The following is a 24,842-nucleotide window of genomic DNA, read 5'->3' as shown; positions in this document are numbered from 1 at the left end:
GCGTTAAACTTTGTTTTCGGGGCGATAAATCGCAACACCTGTCATGGTTTGATTCACATGCATTGCGCCAAATTGTTCGCCATATGTGTTAAAACCGATTGCGCGGTTTTTGGCCATGATATTGGACAGTGCAATTGTTTTTTGGCTTTGGGCTGCTTCTAGTCTGCGCAAAATACAATCGCAAATCAACATACAATCCAGTGATCCCTGATCCGCAATTTTTGAAAATTCTCGTTCCAGATGGGTTTCCATATCTTCGGCATCGGCAAGGGTTAAAACCAACCCTTCGTCTATGGCCGAGAAAAACACCAAATCGCCGTCTTTGGTTACCTGTTGAATGGCGCGCACATGATGGCGTCCGCCAACGCGCACGACCAATGGGTTGGATGCGAATGTAAATTCCGACAACTGATTTGGATCGCGTCCTAATATGCGTGCATATTCGCGCGCGGCGGGTTCGGCGTTGATTTCATGCACAATACGGCGTGCTGGATCGGCGCGGGTTACAACCATTTTTTCACTGCTAGCGGACAGGTGATCCAAGCTAAAGCTTTCAATCACGCAATCGCTGCGCATGAATGTTAAAACGGCTGCGTTTTGATGGCTGACGCCGTTGCACGCGACATAGGTTTTTTCAAACCGTGTGCCATCACCAGCAGATCCGCCAAACAATGGAACAGGGCCAAGACCAGATGATATTTTGCTGACCAATTGATCTTCGAACAATGACAGGCCATCAACGATTAAAAACGCAACTTCGTGCGAAAACATCGGGTTGGCATCGGTAAGTTCGGTACGTGCACGGATCATTTCACCAATAAGATCATTGGTATTTACAGATGTTACATCCTTGATCAAAATGGATTTTGTGGCAAAGTGGTTGTTTGGCAACCCTACCGCCACAATCTGATCCTCGGTATAACCAGACATGATTTCACCCGCGGTGGTGCAGGCAACAATGCAGTCGGCGTGAAACAGGTGTTGTGCCTGTTTTGCGATGTCGTCAAAATTAACGCTTGGCGAAACGTATAAAAAGACATGCGCCAAATCTTCGCCTAGATCGGCGGCAAGCGTTTTTATTGCGTTTGGGTGGTGCGCTGCGATTGATGCGCTGCGCACAATGTGTTCCTGAGACACCACAAACCCCTCCCAAAGTTGTGGTTAATGTGTATTCACATCCGCCTGCATTTGGGCAAGGTTTTGGAATTTTGCTTGTTGTAACAACAAAACCGCCTGTGTGCGATTTTGTGCGTTTAATTTGCGCAAAATAGCCGTGATATGAGCCTTTACCGTAGCCTCTGCGATCGACAATTCATAGGCTATTTGTTTGTTTAATTTCCCATCGCTCATCAGGCGCAAAATACGACCCTGCTGGCGGGTTAATGTGGCCAGTTTGTCAATCACTATTTGTGGTGAATCGTCGTCGGTTTCGGGATTGGGCGATTCAATGAATTCTGGCGGCAAATATGTTTTACCACTTTGTAATGTTTCAAACGCTTGTTTGAATACTTCCTTGGCGCTGTGTTTTGGAATAAATCCATTTGCACCGGCTGCAATCGTTGATCGGATCATTTGATTGTCTGACATGGATGACACCACGACGATGATTAATTTGTCGTTGCGTGCACGGATGCGCATCAACCCATCCAAGCCGTTAACATCAGGCAGGCTGAGGTCCAGCAATACAATGTCGGGGTTTAAACCTGCGTCCAGTTTGTCCAATGCACCTTGTAGCGAAGCGGCAGTGTCGGGTGTTTCAATGTCCGATACCATCTGAACGATCAATGACAACGCGTCACAAAATAGGGGATGATCATCAACAATTAATGCTGAGTTCAGATCAATTTTATGCTGTTCCGTTGCGATCTCGTTCATTGAATACTTTCACAGAGTTTATTGGTCACATCAGATAATGGCCTAAGCTAACCAAAATAAGGGATGTATTCAACTGAATGGCGACTTGGACATTGGTCGTATTTTGGGTTTCGCAGTTCAAGCATAGAGTTACCCCATTATTGGGAGACAAGAATCGTGGAATTAAAAGATACCCGCGTGATCAAGGCCGATCCAGCAACCGTTTGGAAAGCAATCCTTGATCCCGAAGTGTTAAAGCAATGCGTGCCAGGTTGTCAGGAAATGACAGGGGACGCTGAAACTGGGTTTACAGCAACCGTTGTGCAACGTGTGGGGCCGGTAAAGGCCACGTTTAAGGGCATTGTTAATTTGTCCGATTTGAACGCACCACATAGCCTGACAATCAGTGGCGAAGGGCAGGGTGGCGTTGCTGGTTTTGCCAAAGGTGGTGCCGATGTGACCCTCACACCAAATGGTAGCGGCACAGAATTAGCATATAACGTAGAGGCCAAGGTCGGGGGTAAACTTGCCCAGCTTGGATCACGTATCATCGACAGTTTTGCCAGCAAAATGGCAGACCAGTTTTTTCAAAAATTTCAAGAGATCGTCGAAGGTGGGGGCGCACCCGCGGCCAGCACAGCACAACCTGCAAAACAGGGTGGGTTCTGGGCATGGCTTAAACGTTTATTTGGCGGCGCATAAATTACAATAGCGGAGGAAAACAATGACAAAAATAACAATGACGGTAAACGGAAAGGCCGCCAGTAAGGATGTTTCCGATAACACCTTGCTGGTGGAATATATTCGTGAACATCTACGCCTGACGGGCACGCATGTTGGGTGCGATACCAGCCAATGTGGCGCATGTGTTGTGCATGTAAACGGCCAAGCGATGAAATCTTGCACCATGCTTGCCGCCGCCGCCGAAGGCGCGACAGTGACCACGGTGGAGGGATTGGCGACATCCAAGGATGATCTGCACCCGATGCAGGTGGCGTTCAAGGAAAATCACGGGCTTCAGTGTGGGTTTTGTACACCGGGCATGATTATGACAGCTACCGATATGGTGAAACGATATCAGGAAGCGGGCAAAGAATTAACAGAAGACGCCATTCGCCACGAGCTTGAGGGAAATATTTGCCGCTGCACGGGGTATCATAACATCGTGAAATCCATTCAGGACGGTGCGTCCAAAATGACAGCTGCGTAAGGGAGGAATGACCATGACTGAAGGTATTGGCGCAAGAGTCCTGCGCAAAGAGGACAAACGTTTTATCACAGGCAAGGGGCGATATACCGATGATATCATCGAACCAAACCAAGCCTATGCCGCATTCGTGCGATCACCACATGCCCATGCAAATGTCAAAGGCATCGATGCATCCGCCGCATTGGCGATGGAGGGCGTTGTTGACGTTCTTAACGGGCATCAATTAACGGGCGATGGCATTGGTAACATCATTTGCGGTTGGGGTGTAACATCCAAGGATGGCACGCCAATGAATATGGGTGCTTGGTCCGCACTGGCCACCGAAAAGGTGCGTTATGTGGGTGACGCGGTTGCTGTTGTCATCGCGGACAGTGCCGAAATTGCCAAACTGGCGGCGGAATCCGTGGTCGTTGATTATGAAACGCTGCCCGTTGTTGTTGGCTCTGTCGAGGCTCTGGCAGATGGTGCACCGCAAATTCACGAAAACGCACCGGGCAATCTAATCTTTGACTGGGAAATTGGTAACAAGGAACCAACCGATGCGGCATTGGCAAGCGCGGAACATATTGTCGAGATGGACATTGTGAACAACCGTTTGGCACCAAATCCGATGGAGCCACGTTCCGCAATCGCCACATTTAATGAATCCGAGGATCATTATACCCTATACACCACATCGCAAAATCCACATGTTGCACGTTTGGTTCTGTCTGCGTTTTATAACGTGGCACCAGAACATAAACTGCGTGTGATTGCACCCGATGTTGGTGGTGGTTTTGGGTCCAAGATTTATATCTATCCCGAAGAAATCACATGTTTGTGGGCATCCATGAAAACCAATCGTTCGGTGAAATGGACATCTGATCGCACAGAGGCATTTTTAACAGATGCACATGGGCGTGACCACGTTACCCATGCAAAGATGGGTTTTGATAAGAACCATAAAATTGTCGGGCTTCGCGTGAATACCAAGGCAAACCTTGGCGCATATATGTCGTTGTTTAGTTCGGCCACGCCGACCTACCTGTATGCAACACTTTTGTCAGGACAATATAACATCGAAAATGTGTATGCTGATGTGCAAGGTGTTTACACAAACACCGTGCCAGTTGACGCATATCGCGGCGCAGGGCGACCAGAGGCCAGTTTCGTTATGGAACGCATGATGGAAACCGCTGCACGCCAATTGGGTGTTGATCCTGCGGAATTGCGTTTGAAAAACTTTGTCAAAGAATTCCCACATCAAACGCCTGTAATCATGGCCTATGACAGTGGTGATTTTGCAGCAAACCAAAAACAAGCAATGGACGCTGCCGATTACAAAGGGTTCGAAAAACGCCGAACAGAGGCCGCAAAACGTGGCAAATTGCGCGGTATTGGTTTTTCAAACTACATCGAGGCCTGCGGTATTGCTCCGTCAGCAGCGGTTGGTAGCCTTGGTGCTGGTGTTGGTCTGTGGGAAAGTGCCGAGGTACGGGTAAACCCCGTTGGCACAATTGAAATCCTGACGGGTTCACACAGCCACGGACAGGGACATGAAACAACATTCGCACAAATCGTGGCGGAACGTTTTGGTCTGCCCACGGAAAATGTGGCGATTGTTCATGGTGACACGGACAAGGTGCAATTTGGCATGGGTACCTATGGTTCACGCTCTGGCGCGGTTGGCATGTCCGCCATCGTCAAGGCAATGGATAAGGTTGAGGCCAAGGTCAAAAAGATTGGCGCACATGTGCTGGAAGCATCCGAAGATGACATCATCATCGAGGATGGCGCGGTCAAGGTGAAGGGCACGGATAAACAGATGTTGTGGCACGAGGTTGGCCTTGCCGCCTATACCGCGCATAATATCCCAGAGGGCATGGAACCAGGTCTAAAAGAATCTGCGTTTTATGATCCAAGCAACTTTACCTTTCCTGCGGGCTGTTACATTTGCGAGGTCGAGGTTGATCCAGAAACGGGTGTGACCAAGATCATCCAATTCACTGCATCCGATGACTTTGGCACAATCATCAACCCGATGATCGTCGAAGGCCAAGTACACGGCGGTCTTGCCCAAGGTATTGGTCAAGCCATGTTCGAAGGCGTGGTATATGATCCCGATGGGCAACAGTTATCCGCATCATACATGGATTACTGTATGCCACGCGCGGATGATGTGCCGATGTATCAGGTTATGCATCAATCAACCGAATGCCCAGGCAATCCATTGGGTATGAAAGGCTGTGGCGAGGCTGGTGCGATTGGATCGCCACCAGCGGTGATCAACGCGATCACAGATGCAATCGGTAACAACAACCTCAACATGCCAGCAACCCCAAGTGCTGTTTGGGCCGCTTTGCAAGAAGCATCCAAACAAGCCGCAGAATAAGGAGAGCAAAGATGTATACGACAAAATATCACAAAGCGTCTGATGCGGCCAACGCGGCATCCCTGTTGGGGGCATCGCCAGAGGCGAAAATATTGGCGGGTGGTCAAACCTTGATCCCCACAATGAAGCAACATCTTGCCGCACCATCCGATCTGATTGATATCAGTGGCATCGCAGAACTGAGCGGTGTTACGATTGAGCAGCGCAAAAAACTGGGTGTGTTAAAGGCAAAGGGCGGTGAAACCATCACAATCGGTGCCACAACCACCCATTATGATGTGGCCAATAACGCCGATTTGGCTGCTGTTTGTCCTGCAATCACGGGGCTTGCCGCCAATATCGGTGATCCAGCAGTGCGCCATCGCGGCACCCTTGGTGGATCGATTGCCAATAATGATCCAGCAGCGGATTATCCTGCGGCCTTGCTGGCCTTGGGTGCAACCATTCACACCACATCGCGTGACATTAGTGCCGATGATTTTTTCACGGGAATGTTTTCAACGGCGCTGAACGAGGGCGAGGTTATCAAATCTGTGTCCTTCCAAGCCCCGGCGAATGCAGGTTATGGGAAATTCCCCGTACCCGCATCGCGTTACGCGATGGTCGGTGTGTTTGTGGCCAAATCCATTGATGGTGATGTACGTGTATCGGTAACAGGTGCTGGCGATGACGGTGTATTCCGCCACGCTGGTTTGGAAGCGGCGCTTTCATCCGATTGGTCGTCCGCATCGGCCGCAGGTGTGAATGTCGGTGCCGAAGGATTGTTATCCGACATTCACGGCAATGCGGCCTATCGTGCCAATCTGATTGGAGTGATGGCAAAACGCGCGGTCGATGCTGCCTAATTCGCAGTGTTATCAAAACTGAAATCCACCAGCCCCTTGTTGGGCTGGTGAAGTTTGTTAGTGTGGCTATATGACGAATAACATACCCAAATCCATCGACGAAACGCTGACCCTGTTGCGCGGCCAAGGCTACATCTGTGATCGTCGCTTGGGCACTTTGACGTTTCTGTCGCTCTCGCTTGATCGCCCGATATTTTTGGAGGGCGAAGCAGGGGTGGGTAAAACCGAACTGGCCAAAACGCTGGCCGCTGCATTGGGGCGCGATTTGATCCGTTTGCAATGTTACGAAGGTCTTGATGCATCCACCGCCGTTTACGAATGGAATTTCGCCAAACAAATGCTGGCGATGCGCGGGGATGATGCGCGCGATATTTATACCGACGAATTTTTGATCAAACGTCCGTTGTTACAGGCATTGGAACCCCATGCAAATGGTGCGCCCATCCTGTTGATCGACGAAATTGATCGCACCGATGCCCCGTTCGAGGCGTTCTTGCTTGAAGCATTATCCGATTATCAGGTCAGCGTACCCGAAATTGGTACGATCAAGGCACCCGAACCGCCAATTGTGATCCTGACATCCAACCGCACCCGCGAGGTGCATGATGCATTGAAACGGCGCTGTTTATACCACTGGGTTGATTACCCCGATTTCGAACGCGAATTGGAAATTTTACAATCGCGCGTACCAGAGGCCAAAGCTCAGCTTAGCGGTGAAATCGTTGCCTTTGTTCAACGATTGCGGGGTGAGGATTTGTTTAAAAAACCTGGTCTTGCTGAAACGCTAGATTGGGCGAAATGTTTGGTAGCGTTGGATGTTGTTGCCCTGTCACCTGATGTGATTGCCGATACCATTGGTGCGGTATTGAAATACCAAGACGACATCGCAAAATTGCATGGGTCAGAGGTCGGCCGTATTTTGGAAACCGTACGCGCCGATCTGCGCGAGGCGGGATGAGCGTTATCCCCATAACGCCCCACGGGCGGTTGCCCGAGAACATTACCTATTTTTGCAAAGCGTTGCGCCGCGCAGGCGTGCCCGTTGGCACAGCCCAAGTGATCGACGCCATTCGCGCCGTTGAAACCGTGGGGTTTACTAATCGACGCGATTTTTTCATAACCTTGCGTGCAAGCCTGATCACCCGACCAGAACATTTACAAGTGTTTGAACAAGTGTTTCGCATGTTTTGGCGCGATCCAGAGTTTTTGGAAAAGATGATCACAAACCTGTTGCCTGTAATCAATGCACCACCAGTAGAGAAAAAACCAAAACCCGCAGAAAACCGTGCGGCTGATGCGATGGCCGATGGCGCCACGCGTGATGCGCCCGAACAGGTGCGCGATGAATTGGAGCTGGACGCACAATTATCCGTGTCGCAAAATGAATTGCTAAAAAACATGGATTTTGAAGCAATGAGCAACGCGGAAATGCGCGATGCAGAACGGGCCATTGCAAAAATGGAATTGCCTGTTTTGAAAACACCGTCGCGTCGATACCAAACAGCCAGTCATGGTCATATGATAGATGCACGCGCCGCATTTCGCGCCGCACGGCGTTTGGGTGGTGAAGTATTATCATTGCCACGCAAACGTGCGGTGAAACAGCCGCCTAATTTGGTGGTGCTTTGCGATATATCGGGGTCGATGTCGGCGTATTCGCGAATGATGATGCATTTCATTCATTCCGTGTCGCTCAAACGTGGTGCGGGTTGGGCGCGTGTTCATGCGTTCACCTTTGGCACACGTCTGACCAATATCACCCGGATGTTGAACGAAAAAGAACCTGATGCCGCGCTAAAACTGATCGGCAATCGGGTAAACGACTGGGATGGTGGCACATTGATTGGCACATCATTAGAGCGGTTCAACAAAGATTGGTCGCGCCGTGTGCTGGGAAGCAACGCAATGGTGTTGTTGATCACCGATGGATTGGAACGAGAGAATGTTGAAAACCTGTCGCAACAAATGCAGCGATTGTCGTTGTCGGCGAAACACATATTATGGTTAAATCCGTTGCTACGTTGGGATGGGTTTGAACCCCAAGCGATGGGGATCCGCGCAATTCTGCCCCATGTCGATAGTTTCAGTGCGTGCCATAACCTTGCATCATTGCAAGAACTTGCCGAACTGCTGAGCAATGCACATAATACCGGTGAAAAGAACCGCATGAAGGCCATGTTATGACGCAGATAGAACATATGCCAAGTGTGGCAATGGAATTCATTTCAAACGGGAAGGGTGCCGCATTGGCCACCGTGATCGCTACGTGGGGATCCGCCCCGCGCCCCGCAGGATCACAATTGGCAATCAGCGAGGATGGCACGTTTTTCGGATCAGTATCTGGTGGCTGTGTCGAGGGTGCAGTGATCCTTGAGGCACAATCGGCCATCGCCGACGGGCAATGCCGCGTGCTGGAATATGGTGTCGCAGATGAAGAGGCATTCGCCGTTGGTCTTGCCTGTGGGGGTAACATTAAAATCTTGGTCGAACCTATTGGTGTGGGTGATGGGCCAAGCGTTGATATGATTGCGGATTTGGTGAACGCCGCGGATGCACGCCGCGCGATTGGATATCAGGTGAACCTGTCAAACTGGTCGCGCAAATTGCTTGCGTCCGATGATGCACCTGATGCTTTTGCAGCTGATAAATCCATCCTTGATGGTCAAACATATTCGGGCGTGTTCAATCCACCGCTGCGCATGGCTATTGTCGGGGCGGTGCATATTACACAATCATTGGCGGCGATGGCGCGCATGGCTGGATATGCAGTGTTTTTGGTTGATCCGCGCGACAGTTTTGCCACCACGGAACGTTTTCCAGACGATCAATTCGTTGATGAATGGCCCGATGATGCGATGGATGTAATCGGGCTTGATCCACGCACGGCGGTGGTGACATTAACCCATGATCCAAAAATGGATAACCCCGCGTTGGAACGCGCATTAAAAAGTGATGCGTTTTATATTGGCGCACTTGGGTCGCGCAAAACCCATGCCAAACGGGTTGCACATTTACAATCGGCTGGATTTTCAGATGCAGAAATAGCCAAAATACATGCGCCAATTGGTGCAGATATCGGGTCAAAATCGCCCGCAGAAATTGCCATATCTATCATGGCAGAAATCACCGAACGTTTGCGCCGACCAGAGACACGGCGATGAAATTTGGAACCATTGCCACATCTAATGCGCATGGCGTGATTTTGGCGCATTCATTGCGTGCGGGTGATCTTCATCTGAAAAAAGGGCAGGTGTTGGATGGGGCACAAATAGCAGCGCTGGAGCAGGCGGGCATTTTTGAAATTAACGCGGCGATATTATCCGCCACGGATATTGGCGAAGATATCGCCGCGCAAAAAATTGGTGAGGCGCTGCAAAATGCAAATATCGGTTGCACCAAACCCGTAGCAGGGCGCGTTAACCTGTTGGCGGGGTGCGACGGTGTTGTGACGTTTGATATCGATCAGATCAACGCGATGAACAATATTGATGAATCAATTACAATTGCGACACTTCCAAATCACTCCAGAGTGGCCAAAGGTGCCTTGGTCGCGACGATAAAGATCATCCCATACGCCGTTGATAAAAATGACTTAAATAATGCCATTTCTGTAATTTCTGACAGCGCGGCGCAATTGTTTGCGTTTAAACCCAAATCGGTAGATTTGATCCTCACCAAAACCGCTGGGTTTAAAGACAGCGTACTGGCCAAGGGCGAAAAGATCATAGCATCGCGTGTTGCACCGTTGAATATGTCGCTTAATCATTGCGAAACGGTTTTACATGCAGAGGATGCGATTAAAGCCGGGATAAAAAATTGTCGCTCGGATATTATTCTACTGTTGGGTGCATCGGCGACATCGGATCGACGCGATGTAATACCTGGGGCCATCGAACGGGCAGGCGGGCAAATTTTACGATATGGCATGCCAGTTGATCCTGGGAACCTGTTGGTTTTGGGACATATTGATGGGCGGCCAGTTGTTGGCCTGCCTGGATGCGCACGTGCGCCCGCGTTAAACGGGGTGGATTGGGTGTTGGAACGCTTGGCAGCAGGGATTGATGTGCAATCAAACGATATCGCCGCAATGGGTGTTGGAGGATTGCTCAAGGAAATTCCAAACCGTATCCAACCCCGCGCAAAACGTGCCAAAGTGCCGACGCTGAATTACGGCGTTATGCTCGCGGCGGGTGCTTCGCGCCGTATGGGCGATCAGGATAAGCTGCTGCGCGAAATTGATGGTGTGCCATTGCTGCGCCGTTCGGTGGAAACAATGTTGGCCGCGGGTTTTGATAAATGCGTGGTAACATTGCGTACAGGTGCAGATGCACATCGTGCCGCGCTCGCGGGCTTGGACGTTGAAATTCAAGATGTGATGGATGCAGAACAGGGCATGTCCGCGTCCATACGCGCCGCAGTGGGTTGTGCAAATGGCAAGGCGAAAACCATCACGTTTGCGCTTGCAGATATGCCAGATATTCGCGTTGATCATTTTAATGCGCTGTTGTCAGCGCATGATCCAAATCAAGATCGGCTGATTATCTGTCCAAAAACCAGCGCGGGCACACGCGGGAATCCCGTTTTGTTTGACGCACGGTTTAGCGAAAATTTAAAAGATATCAGCGGGGACAAAGGCGCACGTGATGTTCTGCGTGCGGTTCCAGAGTTTATCCATGAAATCGATATGGACGATGCAGTGGCAATCGATCTTGATACGCCAGAGGCGTGGAAAATCTGGGAATCCAAAAACAACTAACCCATAAAAAAAGACACCCCGAAGGGTGCCCTTTCAAGGGGGAGAATTATTGTATTAGTTGGCTGATGCCATTTGTTTGGGTAATTTGAATACCCACATCAGGCCACCTTGGTTCAGGTAGTTTACCTTTTTGGCAACTTCGCCGCCCCACAATGGAACCGCGCCACCCCAACCAGAGGCCACAGCAACATATTGTTCGCCGTCCATGTCCCATGTGATTGGCTGACCAACGATGCCAGAACCCGTTTGGAATGACCAAAGCTCTTCGCCGGTTTCATCATCGAACGCTTTGAAATCACCCTCTGGTGTGCCCGTGAATACAAGCCCGCCAGCGGTGGACATTACGCCACCCCAAAGAGGCGCGTTGTTTTTGTATTCCCACTTGATGTCGCCTGTATCTGGGTCAACGGCCTTGAGCGAACCAATGTAATCTTCGAACAATGGTTTGATGGTAAAGCCAGAGCCAAGATACGCCGCACCTTTTTTATAGGTCACAGGTTCATTCCAAATATCCATGCCCCATTCGTTTGACGGAACATAGAACAGACCTGTTTTGGGGCTGTGCGCCATTGGCATCCAGTTTTTGCCACCCAAAAATCCAGGAACGGAGAATGTTGTTTCACCCTTTTTCCCATCAGCGGCGGCAGTTGGATCACCAGGGCGATTATCTTCAACGAAAATCGGGCGACCGTTTTCATCAATGCCTTCGGCCCATGTGATGTTTTGAACGAACGGTGATGCCGAAACGAATTCACCATCTTCGCGGTTCAAGACATAGAAATAGCCATTGCGATCCGCCGTGGCGTAACGCTTGTTGCCCTCACGATCGGTATAGGCGACGACCTCGTTCACGCCGTCAAAATCCCAACCTTCACGTGGGGTTGTTTGGAAATGCCACTTGATTTCGCCAGTGGCGGGATCAATGCCCAGACGGCTTGCGGCATAAAGGTTATCGCCGGTGTTGCCATCGGTGGGTTTACCCGCACCACGCAGGTGGCTGTTCCATGGGGCAGGGTTGCCTGTGCCGAAAATCAACGTGTCGGTATCGGCATCATAACTGCCACCCAGCCACGTTGCACCGCCACCTGTTTTCCACATGTCACCAGGCCATGTCGCGTTTAGTGTACCCGTCATGGTGGATTCTTCGCCGTTCAACGTGCCCATGTGACCTTCGATCACGGGGCGTGTCCAAACCAGATCACCTGTTTCGGCGCTGCGTGCTTGGACTTCGCCAACCACACCAAATTCACCGCCAGAGTTACCCGTGATGACCAGACCGTTCACGATCAAAGGTGCCGCAGTGTATGAATACCCTGCCTTGTAATCAGCGATTTTTTTGCGCCAGATTACGTCACCTGTTTTTGCGTTCAACGCAACAATACGCGCATCCAATGTGCCAAAAAATACGGTGTCGCCGTAAATTGCTGCGCCGCGGTTCACCACGTCACAACATGGCAAGATACCTTCGGGCAGGCGGGCATCGTATTGCCAGATCTCTTTGCCAGTTTTGATATCAATCGCATACATGCGTGAATATGAACCGGTGATATACATCACGCCATCATGTACCAAAGGCTGTGTTTCTTGGCCGCGCTGTTTTTCACCGCCAAGCGAAAATGCCCATGCTGGCACCAAATTTTTGACGTTGTCTTTGTTTAAGATTTCCAACGGTGAAAAGCGTTGCAAATGACGCCCCATGCCGTTTGTTAACACGCTGCTGGTGTTTGCGGTATCATTGGCAATGTCAGCTTCTGTTACTGGTCCTGCGGACACTGGTGAAGCCGCGATCAGGCATGCGACTGCCCCCGCTACAAAATTTCTCATACAATCCTCCCTTAGTGCAAGGTCACGACCCAAAGAGTCGCCCTTATGGTGGGGGAATTATGGAACAGGCGGCAAAAACGGGGTATTAGCCATAGGTCGATACGACCAAAGGCTAATATGAAAATGGATGAAAATGCAGGCGCTAATCATTTGGTCGTATATCCCATCAAAACCCTGCCATTTAGACATATAGGAAACATCTACGGGAGAGAGATATGAACCAGCTTCGTTTGATCATAACGGCGTTCATCGCAACGATTTTATTTGCCAGTCTTGGTAATGCCGAAACTCCAGTGCTGCGCGCTGCTGTGTTAAAGGTGGGTACGGTCAATTGGGAATTGGACACGATTAAACACAACGGTCTTGATCAAAAAAACGGTTTTGATTTGCAAATTGTGGGCATGGCTGGCAATCCCGCAACCCGCATCGCATTCCAAGGCGGCGAGGCAGATGTCATGGTTGCCGATTGGATCTGGGTTGCACGCCAACGTGCCGATGGCAAAGATTTTGTATTCATTCCATATTCCAAGGCTGTTGGTGGTTTGTTGGTGAAAAAAGATAGCCCAGTTCAATCACTGTCCGATTTAAAGGGTAAAAAAATCGGTATTGCTGGTGGACCAGTGGACAAAAGCTGGTTGTTGCTTCGCGCATTAGCGGAACAAAAAGGCGGCTTTGATTTGGCGGGGGAAACCGAACAGGTTTTCGGCGCACCACCCCTTGTGTTTAAATCAGCACTCAGCGGAGAGGTAGATGCCGCAATAAATTTCTGGCATTTCAACGCAAAAATGCAAGCGGCGGGTATGCGCCAAGTTGTTTCCGTTGCTGATGCAGCAAATGAATTGGGACTAAGCAGCGAAACACCATTGCTGGGATATGTGGTGCGGGGCGAATTGGTACGCGAACATCCTGAACTGGTGAACGGATTGGCAATGGCATCACGCCAAGCCAAGGAAATTTTGGCAACAGATGATACCGCATGGGATCGTTTGCGCCCAATGATGCGTGCCGAAAAAGACAGTGCATTTAATGCGCTAAAGGATGGATTTCGCGCAGGTATCCCAACAAGCTATTCCGTGAATGAAAAAGACGCTGCAACATTGTTGCAAGTGATGGCAAAATTTGGGGGTGAAAAACTGGTTGGCAAGGCTGTAACCTTGCCACAAGGTGTGTTTTTACAACCAGAAAGTTAAACAGATTAAAACGCTTTCGCGGATAATTTCGATTGCGGCATTTGTCGCAATCTGGGCGTGCTTGGCCATTGTTTTGCAAGATCGCGAAACATTGCCAGGGCCGCTTGCTGTTTGGCGATTGATGATTGCGGAATTGCAATCGGGCGAATTGTTATTTCACATTGCAATCACATTGCGCCGTGTTGCGTTTGCATTCGTTATTGCCATGTCTTTGGGTGTTATATTTGGCCTGATCATGGGGCGAAACCGCACTGTGAACCGTTGGTTTGATAGCTGGCTTTTGATTTTTTTAAACCTGCCGGCGCTGGTCACAATTGTGTTGTGTTATTTGTGGATTGGGCTCACGGAAACCGCGGCAATTGTTGCGGTGTCCTTGAACAAAATTCCGATGGTGACCGTAATGATCCGCGAAGGCGCGCGTGCGTTGGATCCCAAATTGTTTGATATGGCACAGGTATTTCAGATGTCACGCACCGAACGGTTGCGCCATGTGGTTATCCCCCAATTGGCACCACAATTGGCCGCGTCCGCACGCACGGGGTTGGCATTGATTTGGAAAATCGTGTTGGTGGTGGAGTTTCTGGGGCGATCAAACGGGGTAGGGTTTCAAATCCATTTGTATTTCCAACTGTTTGATGTGGGGCGTGTTTTGGCCTATGCAATTTCATTCATGCTGGTCATGCTTGTGGTGGAATATCTGATCCTGCAACCCATCGAAAACCATGCTAACCGTTGGAGACACAGATGATTTCGGTTGCAATTAAACGCAAATCATTCGGCGAACAATTGGTGCTGGTCGATGTGAATTTTAACATTGATACCAACGAACGGGTGTCGATTGTTGGGCCATCTGGCGTTGGAAAATCCACATTGCTGCGCGTGATCGCGGGGTTGGATACCGATTATGACGGGCAGGTATCATCAGTTAAAAACAGCGCCGTGGTGTTCCAAGAACCCACATTATTAAACTGGCGCGATGTGATGGATAATTTGCGTATCACAACACGCAAAGATGACGCGACATTAACAACCATTTTATCAGAGGTTGGGTTGGGCGAAAAGGCACAGATGTTTCCATTGCAGCTCTCGCTTGGTCAGCAGCGCCGTGTATCATTGGCCCGTGCATTGGCGATGGAACCAGAATTATTGATCCTTGATGAACCATTCGCATCCCTTGACGGTGATATGGTCGATGAAATGTTGTCGCTGACAAAACAGGTGGTCGATGCGCGCGATATGGCATTGCTGTTGGTCACACATTCACAAAAAGAAGCCGCGTTTTTAACCGATCGTCGCCTCACGTTGGGCGGTAATCCTGCGACGATTATTCAATAATTGGGTGCGTATTTCCAGTTATCCGCATCGGGCGTAACTGTTTCAACGTCGTAATCATCCATCTGTAATTGTTTGGCGATACCCAGCCCGATATTGGCGGCCTGATCCACATATTGACGGCCCAGCTCGATATTTTGCGTTTTCCCATGCCCGCGCATCAGATCAAGCCCATAATTATACATGCCCATTTCATCACCTGCATCAGCGGCGCGGCGATCCCAATCTGCGGCAGAGTCTGGATCGTATTCACCACCAAACCCGTTGTCATCCATATATGACATCCATGTCATCGCGCTGGTGTATCCTTGGTTGGCGCATTCGCGAAAAATGGCGCGGGCATCTGCGTGTGATCCGCCCTTGGTCAATAAATACCCTTGCGAACAAATTACCATGTTTACATCGCCGTCTTTGGCGCGTTTTACGGATTTTCGTAATGTCATTTCTTCGGGGTTAAGCGTGCCGCCATCAACGTCTTCTTCGTTGGCTGCGTACGCTGCGCTTGAAAGCGAGAGTGATATTATTGCGGCGGTTAATAAATATTTCATGTGCATTCCCTTTGATGCGGCTGAAATAGGCTAGCCCATTTTACGGTTTGTCATGGTCTTGGCCGGATTGTATCCCCAAAGGCTCGCAATCATAAATACGACGAAGGATGTAACAACCCAGATCAGCGCCGCGCCATTAAATTGCATATAGAGTGCAAAACGGATGAGCTCTATCGCATGGGTAAATGGGTTATAGGCACAGACATCGCGTAACAACGGCGACCCTTCGGCCATTTTCCACAATGGGTACAATGCCGTGGACAGGAAAAACATTGGGAAGATCACAAAATTCATAACCCCCGCGAAATTTTCCAACTGTTTGATGGTTGAAGACAATAACAAGCCGAGCGCACCCAGCATCAGACCGCTACAAACCAAGGCGGGTAGGGCGAGGATATACCCCATTGGCGGGAACGTAATGCCAAACAGTGCGGCGATACCAAGGAATGCGTAAACTTGCAGCAATGACACAAAAACGCCTGCGAATATTTTACATAGCAATAGCCACCATCGCGGCAAAGGGCTGGTTAACAGCAACCGCATCGATCCCATTTCGCGATCATAAACAAGGCTTAACGATGATTGCATGCCGTTGAATAATTGGATCATCCCACACAGGCCAGGCACGATATAAACCTCGTAGGTGATATAGGTTTGATAGGGGGGCATGATTGATAACCCCAATGCCGCGCGAAAGCCAGCGGCAAACACCACCAACCAAATTAATGGGCGCACAAGTGCGGATAAAAATCGTGAGCGTTGCCCAACAAAGCGGAGCAATTCGCGCCGTATAATCGCAGTTAATGCGGTAAGATATATCATGCATCCACCGTTTGATCAGAAAACCAGCGCGCCAAATCTTTCGTGCCAACCACATCGGATACGCGGCCCGTTTCCAACACTTGGCCATGGTGCAGCAAAACCAAATGATCGGTTGGTTTGATTTCATCAACCAAATGCGTGGCCCATAAAATGGTGATGCCATCATCGCAAAGTTGATGCACATATTGCGTGATCGATATGCGCGTTTCGTGATCCAACCCAACGGTTGGTTCATCCAGCAACAAAACCGATGGTTCATGGATCAATGCACGCGCAATTTCCATGCGGCGACGATGCCCACCATTCAGGTTTCGCACCTTTTCGCCTGCGCGTTCACCCATTGATAATCGATCAAGCGCATCCATCACGCGTGGTTTTGCGCGGCGACGAGAAATTCCGTGAAGTGCTGCAAAATACAAAAGGTTTTCGGTTACACTCACGTCCAGATCAAGGGTCGGTTGTTGAAAGACAACGCCAATATCGCGCCGTGCCAATCGTCCAAAACTGGCCAAATCATGCCCCAAAACCGAAACCGCGCCATCGGGTGATTGCACCAATCCCGTTAACACCGAAAACAATGTCGATTTGCCCGCGCCATTGGGACCGAGCAATGCACAAAAGTTGCCCTTTGGAATATCAAAAGACACATTTTTTAGCGCATTTTTTGTGGCATACGCATAGCTTAGATCGCATACCGACAGGGCATATTTACTCAATGTTTATGGTCACAGTCTGTAAATCACTTCCCGGGACACCAAAGCGATAGCTCCCTGGTTTTATTGCCACAAATGATAGCTCTGCTTCACCTGCTTCGTCAAATTCCATACTATCGATTCCATAGGGGCGAAGCTCGATCCCCTCGACCACGAATTCATCAACCCAAATAGCACGGAAAAAATCAGCGCCACCAAGTGCCAATTCCTGGCTGCCATCCGCGTTGATTTCCAACTCGTAATACATGCCAGATTTAAGTGTGATGGTATCACCATCCTCTAGTAACGGCATACCAGATGATAGTGAAATTTCAGGAATATCACCACGGTTGGTTTTGGATAAAATACCCGCCTGCCCAAATCCGTTATCGTCATCATCATCATCATCGTCTGCAAACGCGATCCCCGCGGCCATGATCAATGGGATGCAGCCAAGTTTAATTAATGTGTCTTTCATTATAATCTCCGTTATTTTGTTGGTCGAAATGCAGCGCCCCATGGGAACCGCCCGACCTTGATTGTGTTGATTGCTTTGAGTGATGGGATATCAATGACGCTGACGTCGCCTGATATTCCGTTAGTCGTATAAAGCTGAGTTTCATCGGCGTTGAATGCCATATGCCAAACACGCCGCCCGACGAGGATGTAATCCAAAACCTGATATGATGTGGGATCGACCACCGCGATATAATTCGATGGCCCAAGTGCCACGAACGCATATTTCCCATCATTGGTAAGCTCGAACCCAACGGGTTGGATCCGATCGCGGTGCACACCTTGAATTTCAAAATTGATCTTGGCCTTTTCAGATTGATCGGCGGTGTTAAACACGCTGATCGTGCCACCGATTTCAGAGCTGACCCATAATTCGGAACCATCTTTGGTGAATTCTGCATGGCGGGGACGTTGATCAACCAGTGAGTTGGCGAAAATGGTTTGATTTTCCGTGTCAATCCAATGCGCCATATTCGTGGTTTCAGATGTGGTTATCGCAACCTTTCCATCGGGCGAAACGGCCATGCCCTCGGGTTCGATGCCAACATCAATCTGGGCAATGACACGGTGTGTTTCTGTGTCAACAACCGTTGTAATCGCATCATCTTCGTTCGCGATATAAAGATGTTTGTCGTTGGGGTGCAAAACGAATTGCTCAGGATCTTCGCCCGATGGCAATTCATGAAGAACCTTTCCCGTTTCGGGATCAATCACCTGCACTGCATCGCTGTCAGATGCACAAACGTAAAGCACGGAAAAATCTTTGGAAAATGTAATGCCGCGCGGGCGTTGCCCTGTTTCGATGGTGCGCGTGACAGTTTGGGTTTCAATATCGATCACCGAAATGGTGTCGTCTTTTTCGTTCGTCACCCAAATTTCATCCGCAAAGGCGGGTGAACATAACAGGGCGAACAACAGTGTAAATCGCATTTAGTCCTCCTGAAAAGCCGTGCAATTGGATTCAGGTTGATCCAACCCCAACGTATCCAATTCGTTAAATTGATGTAAAAACCCAGCGAGCGGTGCCATCGCAACCATGGCGTCGTGATGTGCCAAAACGATAGGCTGTCGCATTTGTCCGTTCCATGATCGAAACGATAATTTGCGCCCCTTGAATCCAGCGAGCGCGAATTCATCCGATAAAAGGTATGATTTTAACGTTTGCAAATCGTTGCTGTCGGTGCGCGTCACAGCCTCGCCGATTGCCCGTATTGCGGCCCAACTTGCGTAATCGGTTTGTTGCATGTCACGCTTTGCCAGTTCACGAAAACGATTTTGCAATTGTACAGCACCAAATTGTTCCACGGATCGCGCCCAACCCGAAGTGATCAGCCCAACCGAACCCGCAACGGGGCGGGGTGCCCATGTATTATAAACCACATATCGCGCAAAATCGTTTGTGGCATCAGTGACAACAAGCATTTGGTGATCTGCAAAATCCTGTGTGAACAGTGGGATTTCATTGCTGGCACTGCGGCGCATATCGGTGTCAAATGTCCATTCTTTGCGTGCAACCAGATCAATGCCAAATTTGTTGATTGATTTTTCAAACGATGCGGCGAGGGCTCGATCATGCACTTGTGGTCCCACAATCATCGCCCAGCGTTGCCATTTTTTCGCAAACCCAAATTGGGCAAGCGCATCTGTTAACATCGCATGTGATGGCGCGGTGTGAAACATGTTGGGCAAACAGGCATCATCGCGCAATGTATTGTCCATCGCGCTGGCGTTGAACAAAACCGCAGGGGCATTCGCCCCCATTTGTGATATGGCAATCAGATCTGGCGTAGGCGCGTTTGCAACCACAATTGTTTGGCTGAAATCTATCTGGTCTTTCAACGTTGATATGTCTTGGTCGGGCGATAAGGTTATAATGTTCAATGTGTAATCATGCCCCAAAAACTTGCCCGTGGTTTGATTGTCTACCAACCCGAGTTCGGCACCGATCAGCCCTAAGTTTTCTGGAATCGGATCAAGATTTGAAAGTGTCGGCGCCTGGTTTTGTTCACGCATCACATAGGTAATCGACACGCGTAAATCAGACGCAAACGTAGTATTTGCAAGCATTGCGATGATGATCGCACATGCCAGTCCTAATAATTTCATTATGTCCCTCAACGCTGTTCCTCACGAATAACGCTATCGGCTCTGTCAAAATTGCAAAATGCTCCAAAGGTCTAATAGAAGGATTTGTCGGAGTTTGGCAAAAGGTCACAAACAAGCTTTGGGAGGTTCGTAATGAACAAGGGTTTTGGTTTTCTTACCGCGATGTCATGTGGCGTTGCCGTTTTATTTTTGGCACCAACTGCATCAGTAAACGCACACGGCGATGTGGCGCCACAAGCGGTGGATACCGCTGGTTTGCCCAATTTGGGTGATGAACAGTTAGAGGAAAACCCATGGCGCGATCCAACAGGCGATGCGTGGTCCGCAGCTGTGGCTATTGGCGATTCTGGGTACAATCAAAACTGTGCCCGTTGCCATGGTTTGGGCGCAGTGTCTGGTGGGCTTGCCCCTGATTTGCGCTATCTAGAGGCCGACATCGATGGCGATGAATGGTATATGGAACGCTTTAATGGCGGGTTCACGCAAAACGGTATTACCAAAATGCCTGCCTTTGGCGAATTGTTATCACAAGAGGCGGCATGGGCCATTCGTACATATCTTGAAACACGCCCCGATGATGGCGCGCTGGATGATCACACCGATGCATTGCAAACGATCAAAACCGATCTGGAATCAAAATCAGCATCGATAAACGCAGGTGATAAAACCGTGGCGGATTACGCAGATGATATTGGTGCGATTAAACAACAGCTTACAGATATTGCACAAACTGTTGAAACCGGATCGGGTGCACCACTGGCAGATTCCGTTGCATCACGCGCTGTGGCCGTATTGGATAACAGCGATGGCAGCTTGAAAAAGGCCGTTGATATTTTATCCGTCGGCCTGTCTGTCGCGCAATAATGCGCTGCTGTCTTGCAGCGCTTGCGTTTCTGATCGCCCCCCCAACATTTGCGCAAAACTGCGAAGGGGTGAAATCAGGGTTAGAGGCATATGGCAAGCCGCAAAACACCGCGCGTGATATCGTCGGGCAGAGCCTTGACGATATCATCGAACGTGGCTGGATGATGTTTGCCGTTTACGAGGATTACGCACCATATTCATGGATGAAGGATGGTTCATTGGTCGGCATTGATGTCGACCTTGGCCGATTAATCGCACAGGATTTGGGTGTTGAGGCACGATTTTTCCAAACGGCAGCAGACGAAAATGTCGATGCTGATTTACGCAACAATGTATGGCGTGGAAAACTGATCAGCGGGCAGATTGCCAATGTGATGATGCATGTTCCATATGATCACGAACTGGGTTGTCGCAATGAACAGGTTGTTTTGACAGGGCAATATTTCAACGAAAAAATCGCCATTGCGTATCGTGACGATGTTTACCCTGATGGCGGCCCCACGCCTGCGTATTTTCGATATGATAAGGTTGGCGTTGAAAACGATACGCTCGCGGATTTCTATCTTGCGTCCATTGCAAATGGTCTGATGGTGCCAAATATGGTGCGCTTTGATCATATTGATGATGCAATGGCGGCGCTGCGCGACAAACAAGTTGCCGCCGTGACAGGGCCAATTGGCCAGTTGGAACACGGGCTGGTTGATGGGCTTTCGGTTCATCAACCACCATTAGTTGGGTTGGCAAAATCTCAATGGACATTGGGCGTTGCCGTGCGCCACAATTGGCGGCCATTGGGATATACTGTTGATGATGCAATACGCGCGGCGGTCAATGACGGGCGCATGGCAGATATATTTGCCAGCTATGGGTTACAGTTTAACCCGCCAGAGTGGTGAGTTTCCCATTATTATCCACCAACAAACAACGCTGGATCACGCCGTTTTCAATCAATTTTTGCGCAAGTCGCAGATCAGGCGTAAGGCATAGCGCGGTTGACACCCCATCCGCGATACTTGCGCGTTTCGCCGCCACGGTGACAGTTTTCCAAACGCTGGGAATAGCGCCGTATCGGGGATGTAAAATGTGCGTTGTATCCCCGTTTAACATCAAGGCAGTCGGCGTAGATGTGGCAAGTGCAGCGTTTTTCAACGTGACGATATCATCGGTTCCAGCAACCGCAATCTGCGCCGCACGCGCACCTGCGCGATATTCACCGATATTAACGATTGCATCATCATATCCGTGTGTCGCGAGCAGGGCGGATATTTGATCCGTGATAAATCCCTGGGCAATGCCATTTAGCGTCATCGCCATACCGGCACGCGCAAATCGCACGTGTTTAGCTGTATTCTCGACATGCTGCCAACCCACGCGTAGCAACGCTTGTTGCTGTGCGTCTGCGGGCAAATTCGGATCATCTGCATATGCACGCCACAGGGGTTGAATCGTTGGATCAAACAAGCCATTCGTATAATTGTATATCTCATTCGCTTCGTTCAATAACGCATTAAAATCAAGTGTATTTACAGATTTACCTGTATCGTTTAGTGCGGAAATTCGCGACTGTGTCAGATAGAGTGAAAATTCATTTTCCAATTGACGGATACGCGAAATCGCGAGCGCGAGGATATGATCCGCATCAGCCTCATTTGCGTGCAGCGTAATTGATACATCCGCACCCATTGCAACACCCCGCCACGTGCTGGCCTGCGCGCGCATACCAACGCCCATGGCGGCGGCGCTGATGGCGATAAAACGGCGGCGCGAAATTGTCATAATGTTTTGCCTTTTTGCGCTAGGATTAATGGTACACATTGTTTTGGGTTGTCATGAATGGTGACACAATCAAGACATTGAAAACATTCGCTATATTTTATTTCGCCCGTTTTTTTAATCGCGCCGTAATTGCATTTCACTTTGCAAAGCTGACAGGGCGATCCGCATTCCTTGCGACGTTCAATCCAATCGCGCCCACGGATCAACCCGCCAATGGCCATCACCGCACCCAATGGGCAGAGATATTTGCAAAAGCTTTTGAAAACAAACATGCCCAACACCAACCAAAGTGCAGCATATGCGACGTAATACCAGTTGCGAATGAAATAGGTCGTGATTGCGGTTTTGAACGGTTCTACCTCTACCAGTTTATCCGCAACATCCGGGTTATAGAACGCCATGAAAATCAACCCGAATAGCACGGGGTATTTCAAATAAATCAGAACCGCATCAACGCGGTCTGGCACGGTGAATTGAGGCAGGCGTAACAAACGCCCCAAATGATGAGCAAATTCTTGTAATGCGCCAAACGGGCAGAGCCAGCCACAAAACAACCCACGCCCCCACAAAACGAATGATACTATTACCACCAACCAGATCAGCAATGAAAACGGATCGTAGAGCAGGAATGCCAAACTTTGCCCTTCGTAAACCGAACGCATCACCCCCAATGGTGTGACGATAGATAATTGTCCTTGGCCCCACCATCCAATGAAACAGGTCACAAACGCCAAAATAGAAAGGCGAATAGGGGTAAAATATCTATGCCCGGCCAACCAGTTTATTTTACCCAACATAATCCAGACAAGCGCAAACAGCGTGATCGCCAATATGACAAGATCGACAATCCGCGATTGAATGGCTTCTACCCATGGCGGTGTTGGAACATGAACCTTTTCACGAATGAAAAATCGTTCATCGGTTTTGTGATTTGCATCAAATGATACATTGCCCAGTTCCGGTCGAAATGATCCGTGTTCACGCACGGCCTTTATTCTGATGGTCCAATCACGTGTTGGGTCAAATCCCAAACGGCGATCTGTGCGAAATATCATGGCCGTTTCACCGGGAACACCATCCGCCAATTCCACATCCAAATCAGAATCGCGCAGGGCGATAGGGAACCCGTCTTGGTGTGCTTCGATTAAATCTGGGCTGGTGTTACGAATGAATGTATCGCTAACCAAACCATGACGCCCCGCATCGATCACCAACAGGGGTTCATCATGGTTTGAAATTTCCATAAAACCTTGTAATTCGTCATAGGCATCCGCGGACAAAACCGCACGGGCAACGGATTGTGGGCCAACATCAACCAGCCACAAATCAAGATAGGGTTCATCTGGTTCATCCGCTGCGATGGGATCGTCATCCTCCCATAATGTATCGTCGAATGCGGCTTGAACCTCGCTATTTTTAACCAGCCGTCGTGTGGCGATACCCTTGTCGATCAAGGCTTGCCAATCTAAATTTTCATTATATTCCACGTTTGGTTTTGCGGGTGGACCAGAGGGGATTTGTTGCAACATTTCTTTGGCAACCTTAAAGCTTGCTGCCAAAATTGTTTCATGCGCGATGCGTACACTGGCCGTGGCCTTGGTCACACCGTCGAGATAAATCAGGGACGATGCACCGTCTTTGCCGCCGTATGGTACGCCAACAACCAGCGTGTCAAAAATTGATTTACCTTTGTATTGTTCGACAAAGTTATGGAACAACGCACCGTCCAAGCCAGACACAAATATCGGCTCGTTATGTTCCAAAATTTCGGCATCAATGAATTTGCCTTGCAAATCAATGGTGACAAACAAATTAATCGGTGCGCCCGAAAACCCAGGGATCACGGCATAAGGGATAGTTTCAAACGCATAACCACCAATGCGCCCATCAAGATTGATGATTTCATAAGTGCGATCACCAATTTCATCACCCAGCGCGAATGGAGGTTCGATTTTGGCGGCCAAGGTTTCATAATCCACCTGTGCCGATACCGCGCTTGCGATCAGTGTGATACAGACGGACATGAGGACCGACAAGTAGTGTATTAATTTATTCATTTCGAATGCTAGTCATCGCGCAATTCACCACGCAATACGATGTTGGTATTAGTTCACGTAAATGCGATGAACTTCGACT

Annotated in this window: 24 protein-coding genes; 13 read left to right on the top strand and 11 right to left on the bottom strand. The window is 49.4% G+C overall.

Annotated elements, in window-relative coordinates:
* Positions 1-3: 3 nt before the first annotated feature.
* Positions 4-1,137, bottom strand: a complete 1,134-nt coding sequence (locus tag IE094_RS01980) for an FIST N-terminal domain-containing protein (RefSeq protein ID WP_229801962.1) — start codon at positions 1,135-1,137, stop codon at positions 4-6.
* Between the two features lie 24 nt (positions 1,138-1,161).
* Positions 1,162-1,875 carry a response regulator gene (locus tag IE094_RS01975; protein WP_189638888.1) on the bottom strand — a complete coding sequence of 238 codons (714 nt, stop codon included), beginning with the start codon at positions 1,873-1,875 and terminating at the stop codon, positions 1,162-1,164.
* 156 nt (positions 1,876-2,031) lie between these two features.
* On the opposite strand from IE094_RS01975, the gene IE094_RS01970 reads away from it, so the two are divergent.
* The 8 genes from IE094_RS01970 (at position 2,032) to IE094_RS01935 (ending at position 11,036) form a co-directional block, all read left to right on the top strand.
* Positions 2,032-2,556, top strand: a complete 525-nt coding sequence (locus tag IE094_RS01970; protein WP_189638887.1) for an SRPBCC family protein — start codon at positions 2,032-2,034, stop codon at positions 2,554-2,556.
* 22 nt (positions 2,557-2,578) lie between these two features.
* Positions 2,579-3,064 (top strand): (2Fe-2S)-binding protein, encoded by a 486-nt coding sequence (locus tag IE094_RS01965; RefSeq protein ID WP_189638886.1) that lies wholly within the window; start codon positions 2,579-2,581, stop codon positions 3,062-3,064.
* 13 nt (positions 3,065-3,077) lie between these two features.
* Positions 3,078-5,435, top strand: a complete 2,358-nt coding sequence (locus IE094_RS01960) for a xanthine dehydrogenase family protein molybdopterin-binding subunit (protein ID WP_189638885.1) — start codon at positions 3,078-3,080, stop codon at positions 5,433-5,435.
* Positions 5,436-5,446: 11 nt separating this feature from the next.
* Positions 5,447-6,280, top strand: coding sequence for an FAD binding domain-containing protein (locus tag IE094_RS01955; RefSeq protein ID WP_189638884.1), 834 nt, complete (start codon positions 5,447-5,449; stop codon positions 6,278-6,280).
* 70 nt (positions 6,281-6,350) lie between these two features.
* Positions 6,351-7,238, top strand: a complete 888-nt coding sequence (locus IE094_RS01950; RefSeq protein ID WP_189638883.1) for an AAA family ATPase — start codon at positions 6,351-6,353, stop codon at positions 7,236-7,238.
* Complete coding sequence (locus IE094_RS01945; RefSeq protein WP_189638882.1) at positions 7,235-8,464, top strand: vWA domain-containing protein; 1,230 nt, start codon at positions 7,235-7,237, stop codon at positions 8,462-8,464. Before IE094_RS01950 ends, IE094_RS01945 begins: the two co-directional genes overlap by 4 nt.
* Positions 8,461-9,441 (top strand): XdhC family protein, encoded by a 981-nt coding sequence (locus tag IE094_RS01940; protein WP_189638881.1) that lies wholly within the window; start codon positions 8,461-8,463, stop codon positions 9,439-9,441. The genes IE094_RS01945 and IE094_RS01940 overlap by 4 nt, the downstream gene beginning before the upstream one ends.
* A complete protein-coding gene (locus IE094_RS01935; protein WP_189638880.1) occupies positions 9,438-11,036 on the top strand; it encodes an NTP transferase domain-containing protein in 1,599 nt (532 codons plus the stop codon). The genes IE094_RS01940 and IE094_RS01935 overlap by 4 nt, the downstream gene beginning before the upstream one ends.
* Positions 11,037-11,090: 54 nt before the next feature.
* On the opposite strand, the gene IE094_RS01930 is transcribed toward IE094_RS01935, so the two are convergent.
* Positions 11,091-12,860, bottom strand: a complete 1,770-nt coding sequence (locus IE094_RS01930; RefSeq protein ID WP_189638879.1) for a PQQ-dependent methanol/ethanol family dehydrogenase — start codon at positions 12,858-12,860, stop codon at positions 11,091-11,093.
* Between the two features lie 215 nt (positions 12,861-13,075).
* On the opposite strand from IE094_RS01930, the gene IE094_RS01925 reads away from it, so the two are divergent.
* The 3 genes from IE094_RS01925 (at position 13,076) to IE094_RS01915 (ending at position 15,385) form a co-directional block, all read left to right on the top strand.
* Positions 13,076-14,050, top strand: a complete 975-nt coding sequence (locus tag IE094_RS01925; RefSeq protein WP_189638878.1) for an ABC transporter substrate-binding protein — start codon at positions 13,076-13,078, stop codon at positions 14,048-14,050.
* 61 nt (positions 14,051-14,111) lie between these two features.
* On the top strand, positions 14,112-14,798 hold the full coding sequence (locus tag IE094_RS01920; protein WP_373295846.1) for an ABC transporter permease: 687 nt from the start codon (positions 14,112-14,114) through the stop codon (positions 14,796-14,798).
* A complete protein-coding gene (locus IE094_RS01915; protein ID WP_189638877.1) occupies positions 14,795-15,385 on the top strand; it encodes an ABC transporter ATP-binding protein in 591 nt (196 codons plus the stop codon). Before IE094_RS01920 ends, IE094_RS01915 begins: the two co-directional genes overlap by 4 nt.
* On the opposite strand, the gene IE094_RS01910 is transcribed toward IE094_RS01915, so the two are convergent.
* From IE094_RS01910 to pedA1, 6 genes are read right to left on the bottom strand one after another with little or no spacing between them, the layout of a single operon-like run.
* On the bottom strand, positions 15,379-15,930 hold the full coding sequence (locus IE094_RS01910; protein WP_189638876.1) for a tetratricopeptide repeat protein: 552 nt from the start codon (positions 15,928-15,930) through the stop codon (positions 15,379-15,381). The genes IE094_RS01915 and IE094_RS01910 overlap by 7 nt on opposite strands.
* Positions 15,931-15,960: 30 nt before the next feature.
* Positions 15,961-16,752, bottom strand: a complete 792-nt coding sequence (gene pedC, locus IE094_RS01905) for a lanthanide ABC transporter permease protein PedC (protein ID WP_189638875.1) — start codon at positions 16,750-16,752, stop codon at positions 15,961-15,963.
* Positions 16,749-17,468, bottom strand: a complete 720-nt coding sequence (gene pedB / locus IE094_RS01900; protein WP_268247197.1) for a lanthanide ABC transporter ATP-binding protein PedB/LutE — start codon at positions 17,466-17,468, stop codon at positions 16,749-16,751. The genes pedC and pedB overlap by 4 nt, the downstream gene beginning before the upstream one ends.
* Positions 17,461-17,922: a cupredoxin domain-containing protein gene (locus tag IE094_RS01895; protein WP_189638874.1), complete on the bottom strand. Its 462-nt coding sequence runs from the start codon at positions 17,920-17,922 to the stop codon at positions 17,461-17,463. The genes pedB and IE094_RS01895 overlap by 8 nt, the downstream gene beginning before the upstream one ends.
* Positions 17,923-17,933: 11 nt before the next feature.
* Positions 17,934-18,890, bottom strand: a complete 957-nt coding sequence (locus IE094_RS01890) for a YVTN family beta-propeller repeat protein (protein ID WP_189638873.1) — start codon at positions 18,888-18,890, stop codon at positions 17,934-17,936.
* Positions 18,891-20,066: a lanthanide ABC transporter ABC transporter substrate-binding protein PedA1 gene (pedA1, locus tag IE094_RS01885; RefSeq protein WP_189638872.1), complete on the bottom strand. Its 1,176-nt coding sequence runs from the start codon at positions 20,064-20,066 to the stop codon at positions 18,891-18,893. It abuts the gene before it with no gap.
* Positions 20,067-20,198: 132 nt separating this feature from the next.
* Between pedA1 and pedF the strand changes: the two genes are divergently transcribed.
* Together pedF and IE094_RS01875 are read left to right on the top strand one after the other, a co-directional pair.
* The gene (pedF, locus tag IE094_RS01880) at positions 20,199-20,930 is read left to right on the top strand and encodes a cytochrome c-550 PedF (RefSeq protein WP_229801959.1); all 732 of its coding nucleotides are present in this window, start codon (positions 20,199-20,201) and stop codon (positions 20,928-20,930) included.
* Positions 20,930-21,826, top strand: coding sequence for a substrate-binding periplasmic protein (locus IE094_RS01875; protein ID WP_189638871.1), 897 nt, complete (start codon positions 20,930-20,932; stop codon positions 21,824-21,826). The genes pedF and IE094_RS01875 overlap by 1 nt, the downstream gene beginning before the upstream one ends.
* On the opposite strand, the gene IE094_RS01870 is transcribed toward IE094_RS01875, so the two are convergent.
* Both IE094_RS01870 and IE094_RS01865 read right to left on the bottom strand, forming a co-directional pair.
* Positions 21,807-22,706 carry an FAD:protein FMN transferase gene (locus IE094_RS01870; RefSeq protein ID WP_189638870.1) on the bottom strand — a complete coding sequence of 300 codons (900 nt, stop codon included), beginning with the start codon at positions 22,704-22,706 and terminating at the stop codon, positions 21,807-21,809. The genes IE094_RS01875 and IE094_RS01870 overlap by 20 nt on opposite strands.
* Entirely contained in the window at positions 22,703-24,730 is a 2,028-nt protein-coding gene (locus tag IE094_RS01865; protein WP_229801958.1) for a 4Fe-4S binding protein, read from the bottom strand. Before IE094_RS01865 ends, IE094_RS01870 begins: the two co-directional genes overlap by 4 nt.
* Between the last annotated feature and the right edge of the window lie 112 nt (positions 24,731-24,842).

This window comes from Paramylibacter ulvae (assembly GCF_014652655.1).
Classification (GTDB): Bacteria; Pseudomonadota; Alphaproteobacteria; order Rhodobacterales; family Rhodobacteraceae; genus Amylibacter; species Amylibacter ulvae.
This window is presented reverse-complemented; position numbering and strand designations above follow the sequence as displayed.